At 63.0% G+C, this 16,313-nt stretch carries 11 protein-coding genes; 7 read left to right on the top strand and 4 right to left on the bottom strand.

The window, feature by feature from the left end:
* Positions 1-189: 189 nt before the first annotated feature.
* Both IB263_RS18495 and IB263_RS18490 read right to left on the bottom strand, forming a co-directional pair.
* Positions 190-1,206 carry a linear amide C-N hydrolase gene (locus IB263_RS18495; RefSeq protein ID WP_226020909.1) on the bottom strand — a complete coding sequence of 339 codons (1,017 nt, stop codon included), beginning with the start codon at positions 1,204-1,206 and terminating at the stop codon, positions 190-192.
* A 136-nt stretch (positions 1,207-1,342) separates the two neighbouring features.
* A complete protein-coding gene (locus IB263_RS18490) occupies positions 1,343-2,143 on the bottom strand; it encodes a hypothetical protein (protein WP_192438930.1) in 801 nt (266 codons plus the stop codon).
* A gap of 326 nt (positions 2,144-2,469) precedes the next feature.
* Between IB263_RS18490 and IB263_RS18485 the strand changes: the two genes are divergently transcribed.
* The 5 genes from IB263_RS18485 to IB263_RS18465 all read left to right on the top strand — a co-directional run bounded on the left by IB263_RS18485 (position 2,470) and on the right by IB263_RS18465 (position 9,114).
* Positions 2,470-3,744 carry an aspartate kinase gene (locus IB263_RS18485; RefSeq protein ID WP_192438826.1) on the top strand — a complete coding sequence of 425 codons (1,275 nt, stop codon included), beginning with the start codon at positions 2,470-2,472 and terminating at the stop codon, positions 3,742-3,744.
* Positions 3,745-3,831: 87 nt separating this feature from the next.
* A complete protein-coding gene (gene ptsP / locus IB263_RS18480; protein WP_034797694.1) occupies positions 3,832-6,099 on the top strand; it encodes a phosphoenolpyruvate--protein phosphotransferase in 2,268 nt (755 codons plus the stop codon).
* 69 nt (positions 6,100-6,168) lie between these two features.
* Positions 6,169-7,251, top strand: coding sequence for a peptide chain release factor 1 (gene prfA, locus IB263_RS18475; protein WP_112771847.1), 1,083 nt, complete (start codon positions 6,169-6,171; stop codon positions 7,249-7,251).
* A gap of 3 nt (positions 7,252-7,254) precedes the next feature.
* Entirely contained in the window at positions 7,255-8,124 is an 870-nt protein-coding gene (prmC, locus tag IB263_RS18470) for a peptide chain release factor N(5)-glutamine methyltransferase (RefSeq protein ID WP_060609769.1), read from the top strand.
* A 327-nt stretch (positions 8,125-8,451) separates the two neighbouring features.
* On the top strand, positions 8,452-9,114 hold the full coding sequence (locus IB263_RS18465; RefSeq protein WP_034797687.1) for a DUF4167 domain-containing protein: 663 nt from the start codon (positions 8,452-8,454) through the stop codon (positions 9,112-9,114).
* Positions 9,115-9,219: 105 nt separating this feature from the next.
* Here the strand turns inward: IB263_RS18465 and IB263_RS18460 are convergent, their stop codons facing one another.
* A complete protein-coding gene (locus IB263_RS18460; protein ID WP_192438825.1) occupies positions 9,220-9,804 on the bottom strand; it encodes a TetR/AcrR family transcriptional regulator in 585 nt (194 codons plus the stop codon).
* 130 nt (positions 9,805-9,934) lie between these two features.
* Here IB263_RS18460 and IB263_RS18455 point away from each other — a divergent pair, with 130 nt between their 5' ends.
* Both IB263_RS18455 and clpB read left to right on the top strand, forming a co-directional pair.
* Positions 9,935-10,954, top strand: a complete 1,020-nt coding sequence (locus IB263_RS18455; RefSeq protein ID WP_034797683.1) for a hypothetical protein — start codon at positions 9,935-9,937, stop codon at positions 10,952-10,954.
* A 240-nt stretch (positions 10,955-11,194) separates the two neighbouring features.
* Positions 11,195-13,801, top strand: a complete 2,607-nt coding sequence (clpB, locus tag IB263_RS18450; protein WP_112771850.1) for an ATP-dependent chaperone ClpB — start codon at positions 11,195-11,197, stop codon at positions 13,799-13,801.
* Between the two features lie 83 nt (positions 13,802-13,884).
* On the opposite strand, the gene IB263_RS18445 is transcribed toward clpB, so the two are convergent.
* Positions 13,885-15,852, bottom strand: a complete 1,968-nt coding sequence (locus IB263_RS18445) for a M23 family metallopeptidase (RefSeq protein WP_192438824.1) — start codon at positions 15,850-15,852, stop codon at positions 13,885-13,887.
* Positions 15,853-16,313 lie beyond the last annotated feature (461 nt).

Genomic DNA, 16,313 nt, shown 5'->3' with positions numbered 1-16,313 from the left:
TTCGCGAAAGGATGTCTGGTCAGCCCTGCAAACGCATCTGCAGGGCTTGGACGGGGCCACGCTGGCGGTGGTGCCGGAAAAATGTCATCACGTGCAGCCCCCCTTTCTCGAATTTGAACTTGCGGCAGCGTCAATAACACCGTCGCGCGCAATTTTCAATGGCTTCGCGCCGGCCCCGAGCCGGTGTGCTCACATCTGCAACCCGAGGAACTTGAACGGTTCGGCCTGCTTGAAGTCGCCGGTCGCATCGCCCGAATAGGTGTGATCCTGATTTTCGCCGAGATCGAGCTTCATCACCTTGCCGGTCTCCTTGGTAAAATCGATCTTCTTCAGGTCGACCCAGAAGGTGTTCGGGGTCAGCGCCGACTCGAAGAAATAGAGCTTGCGCTTGTGATCGACCACGGTGCGCCAGCGGGTCGAGGAAATGTTCGGTTCCTCCGGCGTGTTGAGCCCATAGGGAACCGAGACATTGCGAATGACGCTGAAGACGCTGGCCAGCGCACGGTCGGGGTTCTCGTCCTTCGGAATGGCGTTGACGTAGAACGAGGCGCGCGCGAAACGATCGGCCGCGCGGTTCGTGCCCGGCAGCATCACGGTGCCGCCGATCTGCTTCCAGTAGGCGTTCAGGGCCAGTTGCTGGTCGAAGACAGGCGAATTGGTCATCACCTGATACGGGCGACCGTGATGGATCACCTGCTTGCCGCCGATATACTCGACGATGGCGCTGTCGCCGGTCTTGTCCGAGATCGAAAGGTGCAGTGTCGTCAGCCGGTTCTCACCCGGTACGTTGTCGGTGACGATCGTGAACGGTTCTTTCTCAAGCGCCTTCACCGCATCCTCCACAGTGGCGAAGCTGTCGAGCACATATTGCGCCCAGGCGGCGATCGTCAGGCCCGGTTTCGATTTGTCATTGAAGTCAGGGTACTCGGATTCGACCAGCCACAGGAGATTGGCATTGAGGCCGGCCTCGTTGACGCCGTCGGTGGTCGAGACATCATAGCCGGTGGCCACGACGCTTCCATACTTCGCCGTCCATTTGAATGAGTTCGGCCCTGCCTGACCGTTGCGCTCGATGCCGCGCGGCAGGACCCAGAGGTTGGTCGCGACGTCGCTCTTCCAGTCCATCGATCGGGCAGTGATGATATTGTCATCGGGGCCGAGATAGACGAGGCGGGTGCAGGCTTCCGCCGTCGTCTGACCGAGCATGAGAAGGGCGGCAAGTGCGGATGTGACCGATCGGACGGCCGGCTTTACGATGAACGTCATACCATTCTCCTTCGCGGGCAAAGCGTATGCTGGGTATCCGCCAGTCGGTCCTTGAGCGTTGAAGCAGGCCCAGGTTCTAAAACAACATGGAAAAGCCGATCACCGGGCCGTGCTGGTTCACGTCCCAGCGGAACTTGTTCGCGCCCGTGAAGTCGTCGCTTTCGTAATCCTGATAGAGCAACCGGTACCCGGCGCGCAAAATTGTCGGCTGGCCAAGCATTTCGGTCCGGTATCCGAGATAGGCCTGGGCGTTGACGCTGAGCTTTGAGCCGACATCGAAGCCGCCGACATCGGCCTCGGCGACGAGGTTCCAGCGCTCGCCGAGATCGGCGTTGAGCCGCAGGCCGACGAAGGGGGCGGTCCAGTCGGCGCTCTTGCTCGTGTTGAAGCCGGCCACGGACACGTCCGCCTCGAGCTTCGTCCAGCGCAGACCGATCGTCGGCTCGATCGACAGCGTCCGGGGCTTGCCGAAGACGGTGTTGCCGCCGAGTTCCTGCTCATAGACCTGATAGAACGCGCCGAAGGCCAGCGTCGTCATCTTGATGTCGAGGCCGATCTCATGGCTGAGCAGCTCCTCATCCTGGCTGGTACGGACGTATTGGCCGTCGAAATAGACACCCCATTGGCCGTTGGTCAGCTCGATGTTGCCCATCAGCGCCAGGTCGAGATGGTCGAGCGTGTCTTTGAAGGGCACGTCGACATCGGTGTCGAAGCCGGCAAGCGATGCGTCCCCCTTGAGGCTCGCCGCCCAGACATAGGGGCTGACGATCACCGTCCAGTCGCCTTGCGGCGCCATGCGCGCCTGGTCGAAATCGGCGGCGTTCGACGGTGTCGAACACAAGAGCGTCACGGAAAGCGCGACGGCACAGCGGGCCATCATTCGTGCGGTTGCGGGTATGCGATGTGCTTGCATGTCTGCCCCCTCAAGCGTCCGTTGGCAGCCTAGCCGGCGCTGCCGCAATTTCAAGTGGCGCAAACCGCGACCGCGCACGTTTCCCCACCGTGCGTATGGAGCCTTATTCCTGCCGCCCTGCCATTGCGCGCAGGCCCCTGATCCGCTAAGAGACGCCGCGACTTTCCGCTCCCCGAAGCGGTGACTGCCGATGTGCGAGAAGTCTCCCAAGCTTTTTGACCGTCGGGCGCCGGCGGGGGCTTTCCTGTCACGCGCGCAAGCGCGCGCAATTTGGGTACCGGTAGAGGCACATGGCACGCATCGTGATGAAATTCGGCGGGACGTCCGTCGCTGATTTGGAACGCATCCACAATGTTGCCCGCCATGTGAAACGCGAGGTCGATGCCGGCCACGAAGTTGCCGTCGTCGTTTCCGCGATGTCCGGCAAGACCAATGAGCTGGTCGGCTGGGTGCAGAACATGCCGAAGGCAACCGGCGCCAACTCGCCCTTCTACGATGCGCGCGAATACGACGCGATTGTCGCGTCCGGCGAACAGGTGACCTCCGGTCTTCTCGCCATCGCGCTGCAGTCGATGGGCATCAACGCCCGATCGTGGCAGGGCTGGCAGGTCCCGATCCGCACCGACAACGCCCACGGCGCTGCCCGCATTCTCGACATCGACGGTGCCGAACTTGTCCGCCGCATGGGCGAGGGCCAGGTCGCCGTCATCGCCGGCTTCCAGGGGCTTGGGCCCGACAACCGCGTCGCCACGCTCGGCCGCGGCGGCTCCGACACCTCGGCGGTTGCGATCGCCGCAGGGGTCAAGGCTGATCGCTGCGACATCTACACCGACGTCGATGGCGTCTACACCACCGACCCGCGCATCGAGCCGAAGGCGCGGCGTCTGAAGAAGATCGCGTTCGAGGAAATGCTGGAAATGGCATCGCTCGGCGCCAAGGTGCTGCAGGTGCGCTCGGTGGAGCTTGCCATGGTGCACAAGGTCCGCACCTTCGTGCGTTCGTCTTTCGAAGATCCCGATGCGCCGGGCATGGGTGACCTTCTCAATCCGCCCGGTACGCTGATTTGTGATGAGGATGAGATCGTGGAACAGGAAGTCGTAACCGGCATTGCCTATGCCAAGGATGAAGCCCAGATTTCGCTGCGCCGTCTCGCCGACCGGCCGGGCGTCTCCGCCGCGATTTTCGGCCCGCTGGCTGAAGCCCATATCAACGTCGATATGATAGTCCAGAACATCTCCGAGGACGGTTCGAAAACCGACATGACCTTCACGGTTCCCTCCGGCGATGTCGACAAGGCACTGAAGGTGCTCGGCGACAACAAGGACAAGATCGGTTACGACGTCGTCCAGTCCGAAGCCGGCCTCGTCAAGGTATCGGTCATCGGTATCGGCATGCGCAGCCACGCCGGTGTTGCAGCGTCGGCCTTCCGTGCGCTTGCCGACAAGGGCATCAACATCAAGGCGATCACCACTTCCGAGATCAAGATTTCGATCCTGATCGATGGACCCTATGCGGAATTGGCGGTTCGCACTTTGCATTCCGCCTACGGTCTCGATAAGAGTTAATCGACAGACGACCGATTTGGGATTCGCGGCGACTTGGCCGCGCATCCCGTTTGCTGCCGTCCCCTCTATTTCGGGAGACCCCACGCGATGAGAGACCTTTCCGCAGGTCCGCGCGTTCTCCTCAAGCGGTTGCGCGAGTTGATGGCGGAACCGCTGGAGCCGCAGGAGCGCCTTGACCGTATCGTGCGCCAGATCGCGCAGAATATGGTCGCGGAAGTGTGTTCGGTCTACGTGCTGCGCTCCGACGGCGTGCTCGAACTCTATGCGACCGAAGGTCTGAACAAGGCCGCCGTTCACCTGGCGCAGTTGAAGATGGGGCAGGGCCTCGTCGGTACCATCGCCGCTTCGGCCCGGCCGCTCAATCTGTCCGACGCCCAGTCTCACCCGGCCTTTACCTACCTGCCGGAGACCGGCGAAGAGATCTATCATTCCTTCCTCGGCGTGCCGATCCTGCGCACAGGGCGCGCGCTCGGCGTTCTCGTCGTCCAGAACAAGGCGATGCGCAACTATCGCGAGGACGAGGTCGAGGCGCTCGAAACGACCGCCATGGTTCTCGCCGAGATGGTGGCAACCGGCGAGCTCAAGAAGATCACCAAGCCAGGTCTCGAACTCGATCTCTCGCGTCCCGTCTCGATCGACGGCAACAGCTACGGCGAAGGCATCGGCCTTGGCTATGTCGTCCTGCACGAACCAAGGATCGTCGTCACCAATCTCCTCAACGAGGATACCGACCAGGAGCTGCAGCGGCTTGCCGAGGCGCTCGGGTCGCTGCGCATCTCGATCGACGACATGCTGTCGCGCCGCGAGGTGTCGATGGAGGGCGAGCATCGGGCCGTGCTCGAGACCTACCGCATGTTCGCGCATGACCGCGGCTGGGTGCGCAAGCTCGAAGAAGCGATCCGCAACGGCCTGACGGCGGAAGCCGCCGTCGAGCGTGTGCAGAGCGAAACCAAAGCGCGCATGATCCGCCTGACGGACCCTTATCTGCGCGAGCGCATGCATGATTTTGACGATCTCGCCAACCGCTTGCTGCGCCAGCTCTCGGGCTACGGCGCCAAGCTTTCGGCGAGCGACTTCCCGAACGATGCGGTGATCGTCGCGCGCGCCATGGGCGCTGCCGAGCTGCTCGACTATCCGCGCGAAAATGTGCGCGGCCTGGTGCTCGAAGAGGGTGCCGTCACCAGCCACGTGGTGATCGTTGCCCGCGCCATGGGCATTCCTGTGATCGGCCAGGCGACCGGTGCCGTGGCGCTTGCGGAAAACCGCGACGCGATCATCATCGATGGCGATGACGCCAAGGTGCATCTGCGGCCGCTCGCCGACCTGCAGCGCGCCTATGAGGAAAAGGTTCGCTTCCGGGCGCGGCGTCAGGCACAGTTCCGCGCGCTGAAGGACGTCGAACCGCTGACCCGGGACGGCACGCGTATCACGTTGCAGATGAATGCCGGCCTATTGGTCGACCTTCCGCATCTGAACGAGGCGGGTGCCGAAGGCATCGGCCTCTTCCGCACCGAACTCCAGTTCATGATCGCCTCGACCATGCCGAAGGCGGAGGAACAGGAAGCCTTCTACCGCAGCGTGCTGAAGCAGACGGGCGGCAAGCCCGTAACCTTCCGCACACTCGATATTGGCGGCGACAAGGTGGTTCCCTATTTCCGCGCTGCGGAAGAGGAAAACCCGGCGCTCGGCTGGCGCGCCATCCGGCTTTCGCTCGACCGGCCGGGTCTGCTGCGCACCCAGCTCCGCGCGATGCTGCGGGCGGCGGCCGGTGCCGAGCTCAAGCTGATGCTGCCGATGGTCACCGAGGTCTCCGAACTCAGGATCGCGCGCGACCTCCTGCAGAAGGAAATCGAGCGGCAGTCGAAGCTCGGCGAACAGTTGCCGCGCAAGCTGCAATTCGGCGCCATGCTGGAAGTGCCGGCGCTGCTCTGGCAGCTCGACGAGCTGATGACCGAGGTGGACTTCGTCTCGGTCGGCTCCAACGACCTCTTCCAGTTCGCGATGGCCGTCGACCGCGGCAATGCCCGCGTGTCCGATCGTTTCGACGTGCTCGGGCGCCCGTTCCTCAGGATCCTGCGTGATATCGTGCGCGCCGGCGACCGGCACGATACGCCGGTGACGCTCTGCGGCGAGATGGCGAGCAAGCCGCTCTCGGCCATGGCGCTGCTGGGTCTTGGCTTCCGTTCGGTGTCGATGTCGCCGACGGCCGTCGGACCGATCAAGGCGATGCTTCTGGCGCTTGACGCGTCCAAGCTCGGCGCACTGCTCAACGCTGCACTGGACGACACGCGAGATCAGACGCCCGTTCGCCAGATGCTGGTGGATTTCGCCGCGGAAAACGGCATTCCGGTTTAGATTGAAGTGACGCGTCGCAACCCTCGTCCGGAGCTGATCCGGCCGGGGCGAGACGCATTGGAGTGAGACTTGGCAAAGCTTCCCGTTGAAAAGATGCGCGAACTGGAACGGCGGTTCGGTGAAATCGAGGCGCGCATGTCCGCCGGCCCGGCCGCGGACGTCTACGTCAAGCTCGCCTCGGAGTATTCCGAACTGCAGCCGGTGGTGACGAAGATCCGCGCCTACGAAAAGGCGACGGCGGAGCTTGCCGACATCTCCGCCATGCTCGCCGACAAATCGACCGATCGCGAGATGCGTGATCTCGCCGAAATGGAAAAGCCCGAGGTCCAAGCGACGATCGAGGGTTTGGAACAGGAAATCCAGATCCTGCTCCTGCCGAAGGATGCGGCCGACGAAAAAAGCGCAATCCTTGAAATCCGCGCCGGAACCGGTGGTTCCGAGGCGGCGCTGTTTGCCGGCGACCTGTTCCGGATGTACGAGCGTTATGCGGCGGGCAAGGGGTGGAAGGTCGAAGTGCTGTCGTCGAGCGAAGGCGAAGCCGGCGGTTTCAAGGAAATCATCGCTACAGTTTCCGGGCGCGGCGTGTTCGCGCGGCTGAAGTTCGAGTCTGGTGTGCACCGCGTACAGCGCGTGCCGGAGACGGAGGCGAGCGGTCGCATTCACACCTCGGCGGCAACCGTCGCAGTGCTGCCCGAGGCCGAAGACATCGATATCGAGATCCGGCCCGAGGATATCCGCATCGACACGATGCGCTCGTCGGGCGCCGGCGGACAGCACGTCAACACGACGGACTCGGCCGTGCGCATCACCCACCTGCCGACCGGGCTCGTCGTCACCAGCTCGGAAAAGTCGCAGCACCAGAACCGTGCGAAAGCGATGCAGGTGCTGCGCTCGCGCCTCTACGACATGGAGCGCCAGCGCGCCGACAGCGAACGCTCGGCCGACCGCAAGAGCCAGGTGGGATCGGGCGATCGCTCCGAACGCATCCGCACCTACAATTTCCCGCAGGGACGCCTTACCGACCACCGCATCAACCTGACGCTCTACAAGCTCGACCGGATGATGATGGGTGAGATCGACGAAGTCGTCGATGCGCTGCTTGCCGACTACCAGGCGAGCCAGCTGGCGCAGCTCGGCGAGCAGCGGGGCTAAGAGATGGCCGAGACGCTCGCGAGCCTGGTTGCCGAAAGTCGCGATCGCCTGCAGGCGGGCGGCATCGAGCATGCGGCGCTCGACGTCCGGCACCTGATCTCGGGCCTGCTCGACCTGTCGCTGAGCGCGGTCGTGTCGCGGGGCAGGGACCCGGTTTCGGATGAGGATGCCCAGCGGATCCGGGCGGCGGTTGCGCGCCGGCTGGCGCGCGAGCCGGTCTATCGCATCCTCGGTGAACGCGAGTTTTTCGGTCTGCCGCTGAGGCTGTCGAAGGAAACCCTGGAGCCGCGCCCGGACACCGAGACCTTGGTCGACCGCATGATCCCCTATCTGCGCGCGGTGGTCGCGCGAAAGGGAGGTTGCGAGATCATCGATCTCGGGACCGGCACGGGCGCGATTTGTCTCGCGCTTCTGTCTGAGGTTCTTGAAGCCAGGGGCACGGCTACCGATATATCCGGAGACGCGCTGGCAACGGCGACGGCAAATGCCGTCGCTCTCGGACTTGCGGATCGCTTTCGGCCGTTGCTCAGCAACTGGTACGAAAAGGTGGACGGTCGTTACGACGTTATCGTCTCAAATCCGCCGTATATCCGGTCCAGTGTGGTCGAAGAGCTTGAGCCGGAGGTGAGACTTCACGACCCGGCCGCAGCGCTTGATGGCGGAGAAGATGGGCTAGATGCCTATCGCGCCATCGCTTCTCAAGCTGGTCATCATCTTGAGACAAACGGCGTGATAGGCTTGGAAATCGGTTTCGACCAGAAAGAGGCGGTAACGGCGTTGTTTTACGCCGAAAAATTCCGTCTGCGTGAAGAGGCGAAGGATCTCGGCGGCAATGACCGCGTCCTGATCTTCGAACGCGACACAAACCGTTGAAAAAATGCTGCACTGGCGCATCTTCTTTCTTGCAGAGGCAAAGAAAGGGCTTGGAATCCCAGAGGAAGCGGGCTAGTTTGCCCGCGCACTGGGCAGAAGGTCATGGACCTAAGATTCGTTCCGGTATGACCTGGCCACGGGGATTGCTCTCAAGAAAGAGTTGCTAGGGTTCAACACGTGCCTTGTGCGGGTACCTGTTAATTTGACGTCAGTCGGCGCCGAAGCCGCCATTGTGCGAGCGCAACGGTGCGTGCTCTGTCGGGCGGATCCGGCCGGAAGACGAAACCACATGATCATCATTATCAAGAGAATTCGGGTGAATGTACTATGAGGCCAGGACAGCAAAACAAGCGCGGCCGCGGGCGAAATAACAACAACAATAACAACAACAATGGAAGCAACAACAATCACAACCGCAAGGGCTCGAATCCGCTGACGCGGACCTACGACAGCTCCGGCCCGGATGTGAAGATTCGCGGTACGGCCCAGCACATCGCCGAGAAGTACTCTGCACTTGCGCGCGACGCCCAGAGCTCCGGCGACCGGGTCATGGCGGAAAATTACCTGCAGCACGCCGAACACTACAACCGCATCATTGCTGCCGCGCAGGCGCAGATGCAGGATCGTTTCCAGCGTGACGACCGTCAGGACTTCCGCGGCCACGACGCAGCCGACCAGGACCAGGACGATCTGGATCAGGGCTACGCCGACGACATGCCGGCTTCGGGTGCCGCAGCCGTAACGCCTGTTGCCGAGCCGCAGCCCGTTGTCATCGATGGTACCGGCCCGCAGCCGGTGATCGAAGGCACGCCGGCCGAAGTTGCGATGGAAGAAGAAGCTCCTGCCGCTTCCGGCCGTGCCGCAACGCGCCGCCGCAACGCGCCGCGTCCGCGCCGTCCGCGCCGCAGCGCCCAGGAAGGTGCTGCCGACGAAGCTCAGCCGTCGGGTGATGACGCTCCGGAAGCGCCGGCTCTGGCTGCTTCCGAGTAAGCGAAGTCGCTTTAGTCAGCCTGCCCGGTGCAGGCATCAAAAACCCGGCCCATCGCGGCCGGGTTTTTCTTTGCACGGCAAACGCTGATCAGCCAGTTGCACTGGTCAGCTTTTGGCACTGTCGATGATGAGCGCAGTTAGGTTGCTGCTCGCAGCGGTCTCGTTTGTGCGCCCGCGGATCAGTTCGCGGCCGATCGCCTCGGCCGCGCCGGCGATACCCGTGCAGCGAAGCCTCAGATCGTCCTCGGGGACTTCCGAGAAAGGAGAGAGGGCTGCCTTGATCATGGCGACGTAATCGTCAGCCTGCTGTTGCTGCGTGGCGATCATGTCCGCATTGCCGCGCAGCGCGCCGGAGATCGCCTGCCATTCCTCGCCGCTTTCGACAGCACAGTTGATGTAGACGGAACTGATGATATCGGCGACCGCTTCGAGCCGATTTAATGCACCCTTCAGCGCGACCTTCAGTTTTTCCGTGTGCCGGTCTTCGATTTCCTGGGAGAGCGCGATCAAGAGCCCCTCGCGCGTGCCGAAGTGTTCATAGGCGATCGGCTTGCTGACGCCAGCGCCTTCGGCGAGATGGCCAAGCGTCAGGGCGTCGGCGCCCCGTTCGCGCAGGATCTCCCTGGCGGTCTCGAGCAGCTGGGCGCGCCGCTCGGGCTTCGCAAGCTTTCGGCCTTTCGTCCGGCTCATCGATCACAATCCTCTTTTCGCGTCGGCCCATGCCTCTTGAAAGTGGTATTCGGCATCTTACTTACCAACAGTAAGTTACCAATGGTAAGTTCGGTAGGTGCCGCTTACCTCTCGTTTAGGAGATAGGAAGATGTCGAGCAAGTTTCTGCCCGTTTTGATTGTCGGTGGTTCCGGTGTCGTCGGGTCGCAGGCCGCAAGGATCATTCGTCGTCTGCACCCGACGCTGCCGATCGCGATCGGTGGCCGCGATCTTGGCAGGGCCGAGGCGGTCGCACGTGAGGTTGGCGGCGCGGTCGGGGTCAGCGTCGACCTCAGTCGCCCGGATCTCGGCCTTGGCGATGCGCCCCGCTTCAGCGCCGTCGTCATCTTCCTGAAAGACGAAAAGCTGAGTTCGATGCGTTACGCCCAGCGCCACGGCATTCCCTATATCAGCCTATCGAGCGGCACCTTCGAGGTCGGTCCGGAGATGGCGCAGTATATCCACGCGCCGGACAGTGCGCCGATCCTGCTCGCCAGCCACTGGCTCGCCGGCGCCGCGATCTTCCCGATCCTCGACTTTGCCAAAGCCTATGAGGCGATCGACACGATCCGCATCGGCGTCTTGCTCGACGAAGAGGACATGGGTGGGCCGGCAGCACTTGCGGATTACAACCGCATCACCGGCCTTGCGCCCGCCGCTTTGACCGTCGCGGATGGCAAGTTCCACTGGGCCGGCGGCGAGGATTCCAAGGCGCGCTTCAGAAGCGTTGACGGCGTCGAACTCGAAGCGACCGCCTATTCGCCCTTCGACGTCATGGCGCTTTCGGCCCGTACCAACGCCAGCGATATCCGCCTGGATCTTGCCTATAGCGTGTCCGCGAGCAGGCGGCGCGGCGAACCGTTCTCGACGGAGATCGCCATCGATATCAAGGGCCGCGACAAACACGGCGAACTGGTCGACCGTCGCTATGAGATTGTGCACCCTCAGGGCCAGGCCCCACTGACGGCGCTTGGCGTCGCCCTTGCGGTCGAGCGCATGCTCGGCCTTGAAGGAGGGGCCGCCCCGACGCCGGGCCTCTATCTGCCGGAGGTCCTGATCGAGCCGGCCTACTATGTGCGGCGGATGAAGGAATTCGGCGCGTCCTTCGCCGAGCGGACCCCCGCGGCATAGACGATCCCGCGGCCGCGTTACCCTTTCGGTGCGCGGCCGCCTCGTGGTTGCAGATTTCCGTCTCAGGAGCGCCGAGAGGCTCTTTAATTTCCAAAATCGCTGCCCCATATTCGCTTCGGACGCGTTGATCCGACGCAAAGCGGGGATCGCGCCACACTGACAGGCTTGCCGAATGCGGGAGCCTGATCCTGAAACACCGACGGGTGCCATGATGGGCCTGCCGGGCTATGGAGGTAGAGTATGAACATCGAAAAATATTCCGAGCGCGTGCGCGGTTTTCTGCAGTCGGCGCAGACCTATGCGCTGGCGCAAGGACACCAGCAGTTCACGCCGGAGCATGTGCTGAAGGTACTGCTCGACGACGACCAGGGCATGGCCGCCTCGCTGATCGAGCGGGCCGGTGGTGATGCCCGCGAAGCGCGCGCCGGCAATGACGCAGCGCTTGCAAAGCTTCCCAAGGTTTCCGGCGGCAACGGTTCCGTCTATCTGTCGCAGCCGCTTGCGCGGGTGTTTTCGAGCGCCGAAGACGCAGCCAAGAAGGCTGGCGACAGCTTCGTCACCGTCGAGCGCCTGTTGCTGGCGCTGGCGATCGAAAGCTCTGCGGCCACTGCTGACATCCTGAAGAAGGCCGGCGTCACGCCGACCAAGCTCAATCAGGTGATCAACGACATCCGCAAGGGCCGCACCGCCGACAGCGCCACTGCCGAACAGGGCTTCGACAGCCTGAAGAAATACGCGCGCGACCTGACGGCCGACGCGCGAGAAGGCAAGCTCGACCCGGTCATCGGCCGCGACGACGAGATCCGCCGCACCATCCAGGTGCTGTCGCGCCGCACCAAGAACAACCCGGTTCTGATCGGTGAGCCCGGCGTCGGCAAGACCGCGATCGCCGAGGGCCTGGCACTGCGCATCGTCAATGGTGACGTGCCGGAAAGCCTCAAGGACAAGCGGCTGATGGCGCTCGACCTGGGCGCGCTGATTGCCGGTGCGAAGTTCCGCGGCGAGTTCGAGGAGCGGCTGAAGGCCGTGCTCAACGAGGTGCAGGCCGAAAACGGCGAGATCATCCTGTTCATCGACGAGATGCACACGCTGGTCGGGGCCGGCAAGGCCGATGGCGCCATGGACGCCTCCAACCTGTTGAAGCCGGCGCTGGCGCGCGGCGAGCTGCATTGCGTCGGTGCGACCACGCTCGACGAGTACCGCAAGCATGTCGAAAAGGACGCGGCCCTTGCCCGTCGCTTCCAGCCGGTCATGGTCGAGGAGCCGACGGTCGAAGACACGATCTCGATCCTGCGCGGTCTGAAGGAAAAGTACGAGCAGCACCACAAGGTCCGGATTTCGGATTCGGCGCTGGTTGCCGCCGCGACCCTTTCGAACCGCTACATCACCGACCGCTTCCTGCCGGACAAGGCGATCGACCTGATGGACGAAGCCGCGTCGCGGCTGCGCATGCAGGTGGATTCCAAGCCCGAGGAGCTCGACGAGCTCGATCGTCGCATCATCCAGCTGAAGATCGAGCGCGAGGCCCTAAAGAAGGAAACCGATGTCTCGTCGAAGGATCGGCTCGAGAAGCTCGAACTTGATCTTGCTTCGCTCGAAGAGCAGGCATCCGCGCTGACGGCCCGCTGGCAGGCGGAAAAGCAGAAGCTCGGGCGTGCCGCCGACCTCAAGAAGCAGCTCGACGAAGCCCGCAACGAACTGGCGATCGTCCAGCGCAAGGGCGAGTTCCAGCGTGCCGGCGAACTGACCTACGGTGTCATTCCGAAGCTCGAAAAGGAGCTCTCGGACGCCGAAAGCCAGGAGAACGCCAATGCCAACCCGATGGTGCAGGAGGTCGTGACCCCCGACAACATCGCGCATGTCGTTTCGCGCTGGACGGGCATTCCGGTCGACAAGATGCTGGAAGGCGAACGCGACAAGCTGCTTCGCATGGAAGACGAATTGGCGAAGTGGGTCGTCGGCCAGGGTGACGCCGTGCAGGCAGTTTCCCGTGCCGTCCGGCGTGCCCGTGCGGGTCTCCAGGATCCGAACCGGCCGATCGGCTCGTTCATCTTCCTGGGCCCGACCGGCGTCGGCAAGACGGAGCTGACCAAGGCGCTTGCCCGGTTCCTCTTCGACGACGAGACCGCGTTGCTGCGTGTCGACATGTCAGAATACATGGAGAAGCACTCCGTCGCCAGGCTGATCGGTGCGCCTCCGGGCTATGTCGGCTATGAGGAAGGCGGTGCGTTGACCGAAGCCGTTCGGCGCCGGCCCTATCAGGTCGTGCTGTTCGATGAGATCGAGAAGGCGCATCCGGATGTCTTCAACGTGCTGCTGCAGGTGCTCGACGACGGCCGCCTGACCGATGGTCAGGGTCGCACTGTCGACTTCCGCAACACGATGATCATCATGACCTCGAACCTCGGCGCGGAGTATCTGGTCGGGCTTGGCGAAAATGAGGACAGTGATGCGGTTCGCGACCAGGTGATGGAGGTGGTGAAGTCCGCCTTCCGGCCGGAGTTCCTGAACCGCGTCGACGAGATCATCCTGTTCCACCGGCTGCGTCGGTCGGAGATGGGGGCGATCGTCGATATCCAGCTCGAAAGGCTGCGCAAGCTGCTTGCCGAGCGCAAGATCACGCTGGAACTCGACGACGATGCCCGCGCGTTCCTGGCCGACAAGGGCTACGACCCGGCCTATGGTGCCCGTCCGCTGAAGCGGGCGATCCAGAAGTTCGTGCAGGATCCGCTCGCCGAGAAGATCCTGCAGGGCGAGTTCCCTGATGGTTCGACCGTCAAGGTGCTTTCGGGCTCGGACCGCCTCAACTTCAAGCGCGGGGCGGGGCCGGACAAGGAAGCCGCCTAAGTCCGGCAGCGCACAAATCAAGAGGCCGCCCTTCGGGGCGGCCTTTCTGTTTGTGCCGATTTTCGACCAGGGGAGGGGAGCGGTTAGTTGCTCGCGACCTCTGCGCCCGTGCCGTCCTTGTTCAGCAATTCGTCGATGCGGTCGCGTTCCTTCTCGAACTTCGCCAGCGCGTCGCCAGAAAGCGACTTGCCGCCGGGCAGTCGGATGCGCAAGGGATCGACCTTGTTGCCGTTGACGATCAGCTCGTAGTGCAGGTGCGGTCCGGTCGAAAGGCCGGTCGTTCCGACCCAGCCGATCACCTGGCCCTGAACGACCTTGTTGCCGACCTTGACGTTTTTGGCGATCGCGCTCTGGTGGTTGTAGGAGGACACGTAGCCGTTGGCATGGCGGATCAGCGTCTGGTTGCCATAGCCGCCGGAATCCCAGCCGGCCTTTTCGACGACACCGCCGCCGGCGGCGATGATCGGTGTGCCGCGTGGGGCTGCCCAGTCGACGCCGGTGTGCATGCGCGAGAAACCGAGGATCGGGTGCCGGCGCATGCCGAAGCCCGAACGGAAATGGCCATTCGGCACGGGATTGCGCAGCAGGAACTGGCGGATGCTTTTGCCGTCCTGGTCGAAATAGTCGATCGTGTTGTCGCTCGGATCCTGGAACCGGTAGAAGGCGGTAACGGCATCGCCGAATTTGGCGCGAACATAGAGGAGCTCGGATTCCTCCGTCGCCATGCCGCGTTCGTCGGTCACGGAGAAGAAGGCTTCAAGCGAATCCGTCGGCTTCAGCTGCGCCTGGAAATCGACATTGCTGGCGAGCAGCTTGACGACGAGGCCGACCATGTCGGCGTTCATGCCGTAGGAAAGTGCCGCCCGGTAGATGCCGTCATAGACCCGCGGCAGGTCGTGGCTGCTGGTCATGACCGGCGCGCCGTTGTCGTCGAAGGCGGTGGCGACCGCGTCGAGCCTCGGTGGCTCGGCGCCGGGGACGAAGCGGCCCTTGTCATCGACCGCCATCGTCAGCACATGCCGGTTGCGCGAATAGATCGTGGCCCGCACGATGCGTGCGTCCTGGCCCTTCTGCGTCTCGCCGTTCTGGATGATGCCGATGCGCAGGACATCGCCTTCGGAAAGCTCGCTGGCGCCGAGCGCCTGGCCGAGATAGCTGGCGGCGTCCTCGGCCTGCGCCTTGGTGTAGCCGGCACTGCTCATGACTGTCGCGATGTCGGTCTGGCGCCGCACCGGAATGATGTCGTCGGCGTATTCGGTGGTTTCTTCGTCGATCGTCTCGTAGGCGGCGTCACTCTTGTTCTGCTCGACGATGCGCGCGGTCAGGCCCTGGAGAAGATCGATCCCGTCACTCTCCGAGGCGAAGCGCTGCGGATCGACATAATAGAGCGAGGCGACCTGAGTGCTGCCCTCGGTCAGGACAGAGCCGTTGGTGCGGACATTTTCCTCGACCTCTTCTAGCGACATCGAACTGTCGAAGGTGGGGCCGCCGCGCAGCGGGAAGTCTACGGTTTTCAGCGCCACTTCGGAATCGACGTTCGAGCCGTAAAGCGTGCCGGTTCGCGAAACGGGGGATTCCTCGTCTGCCTCCTCCGTCGAGAAGATCGCCAGAGGATCGAAGTCCGGATAGCTTTCCGAGGCCTGGTGATTGGCGGCGAGCGCCATCTTCACGTGAACGAAGGGCTGTTTGCGCACCACTTCCTTCTCGCCGTCATGGGTCATCGTCGAGACTTCCATGATCGTCTTGTCGGCCGGCTTGGCAACGAGCTTCGGCGACAGGATGCGGCCGCCGCGAACGGCGATCGCTTGCTCGTCGCCATTCGAACCGGCATCGAGTGCGGCATAGGCTTCGGCCGGGATTGCCAGCTGCTGGCGTCCGTCAAGCGCTGCAAAGAGCGCGACACCCATCAGGAGGCTCGAGGTGATCCCCGTCAGGAAGGTGCCCGACAGCCAGCGCAGCGAAATCTCGCGCCTGTCGGGCGCGCGCCGGCCATGCGCCAGGATCGGTGGCTGGTCGCCAAGCGACCTGACCATGTTCTTGTCGGTGATCATGCCGAACTGAGGGTCCCCGATTTCTCTAAACCGTATTCTTGCCTGCGATACGTTGCGCGAAGGTGTGCATCTTTCACGCGGCGGAGTCAAATCACGCGCGGCGCTGTAAGGGCGATATCCTATATATCCCAAGCCTGTCCGCGCGCCCGTATCCGCGACGCATCTTCGTTTTCGCTTAGATAGGCCGATTGTGAAAAAGGTAGGGCCAAATTGTGTCTGCACAGGCCCGGGGGAGGGGGCAAAACTTTTTTGGGGGCGCAAAGCCCTGCGTTTGTGGGCTTTGTCAGAAATCTGTCATTTTTTCCGAAAATCCCTGTTGACGTCTGCGAGGATGGGGGTCTATAAGCCCGATCACTGACGAGGGCGGCGGCGCTGCTGGCGACGACGACCTTCGCTCTAGAGTTTCCTGATTGGCTTGGTGCTGATTGAGGGGTTCGGGACGAGAGTTCTGGGCTTTGTGG

Source organism: Ensifer sp. ENS03 (genome assembly GCF_014852035.1).
GTDB lineage: Bacteria > Pseudomonadota > Alphaproteobacteria > Rhizobiales > Rhizobiaceae > Ensifer > Ensifer adhaerens.
The sequence above is the reverse complement of the archived record's forward strand: the minus strand, read 5'-3'. Positions and strand labels throughout refer to the sequence as shown.

What these genes read in the sequence shown, in the direction of transcription:
- ptsP (WP_034797694.1), top strand. Translation starts at nt 3,832, where the DNA reads ATGAGAGACCTTTCCGCAGGTCCGCGCGTTCTCCTCAAGCGGTTGCGC.
- IB263_RS18465 (WP_034797687.1), top strand. Translation starts at nt 8,452, where the DNA reads ATGAGGCCAGGACAGCAAAACAAGCGCGGCCGCGGGCGAAATAACAAC.
- IB263_RS18485 (WP_192438826.1), top strand. Translation starts at nt 2,470, where the DNA reads ATGGCACGCATCGTGATGAAATTCGGCGGGACGTCCGTCGCTGATTTG.
- IB263_RS18490 (WP_192438930.1), bottom strand. Translation starts at nt 2,143, where the DNA reads ATGGCCCGCTGTGCCGTCGCGCTTTCCGTGACGCTCTTGTGTTCGACA.
- clpB (WP_112771850.1), top strand. Translation starts at nt 11,195, where the DNA reads ATGAACATCGAAAAATATTCCGAGCGCGTGCGCGGTTTTCTGCAGTCG.
- IB263_RS18495 (WP_226020909.1), bottom strand. Translation starts at nt 1,206, where the DNA reads ATGCTCGGTCAGACGACGGCGGAAGCCTGCACCCGCCTCGTCTATCTC.
- IB263_RS18460 (WP_192438825.1), bottom strand. Translation starts at nt 9,804, where the DNA reads ATGAGCCGGACGAAAGGCCGAAAGCTTGCGAAGCCCGAGCGGCGCGCC.
- prmC (WP_060609769.1), top strand. Translation starts at nt 7,255, where the DNA reads ATGGCCGAGACGCTCGCGAGCCTGGTTGCCGAAAGTCGCGATCGCCTG.
- IB263_RS18445 (WP_192438824.1), bottom strand. Translation starts at nt 15,852, where the DNA reads ATGATCACCGACAAGAACATGGTCAGGTCGCTTGGCGACCAGCCACCG.
- IB263_RS18455 (WP_034797683.1), top strand. Translation starts at nt 9,935, where the DNA reads ATGTCGAGCAAGTTTCTGCCCGTTTTGATTGTCGGTGGTTCCGGTGTC.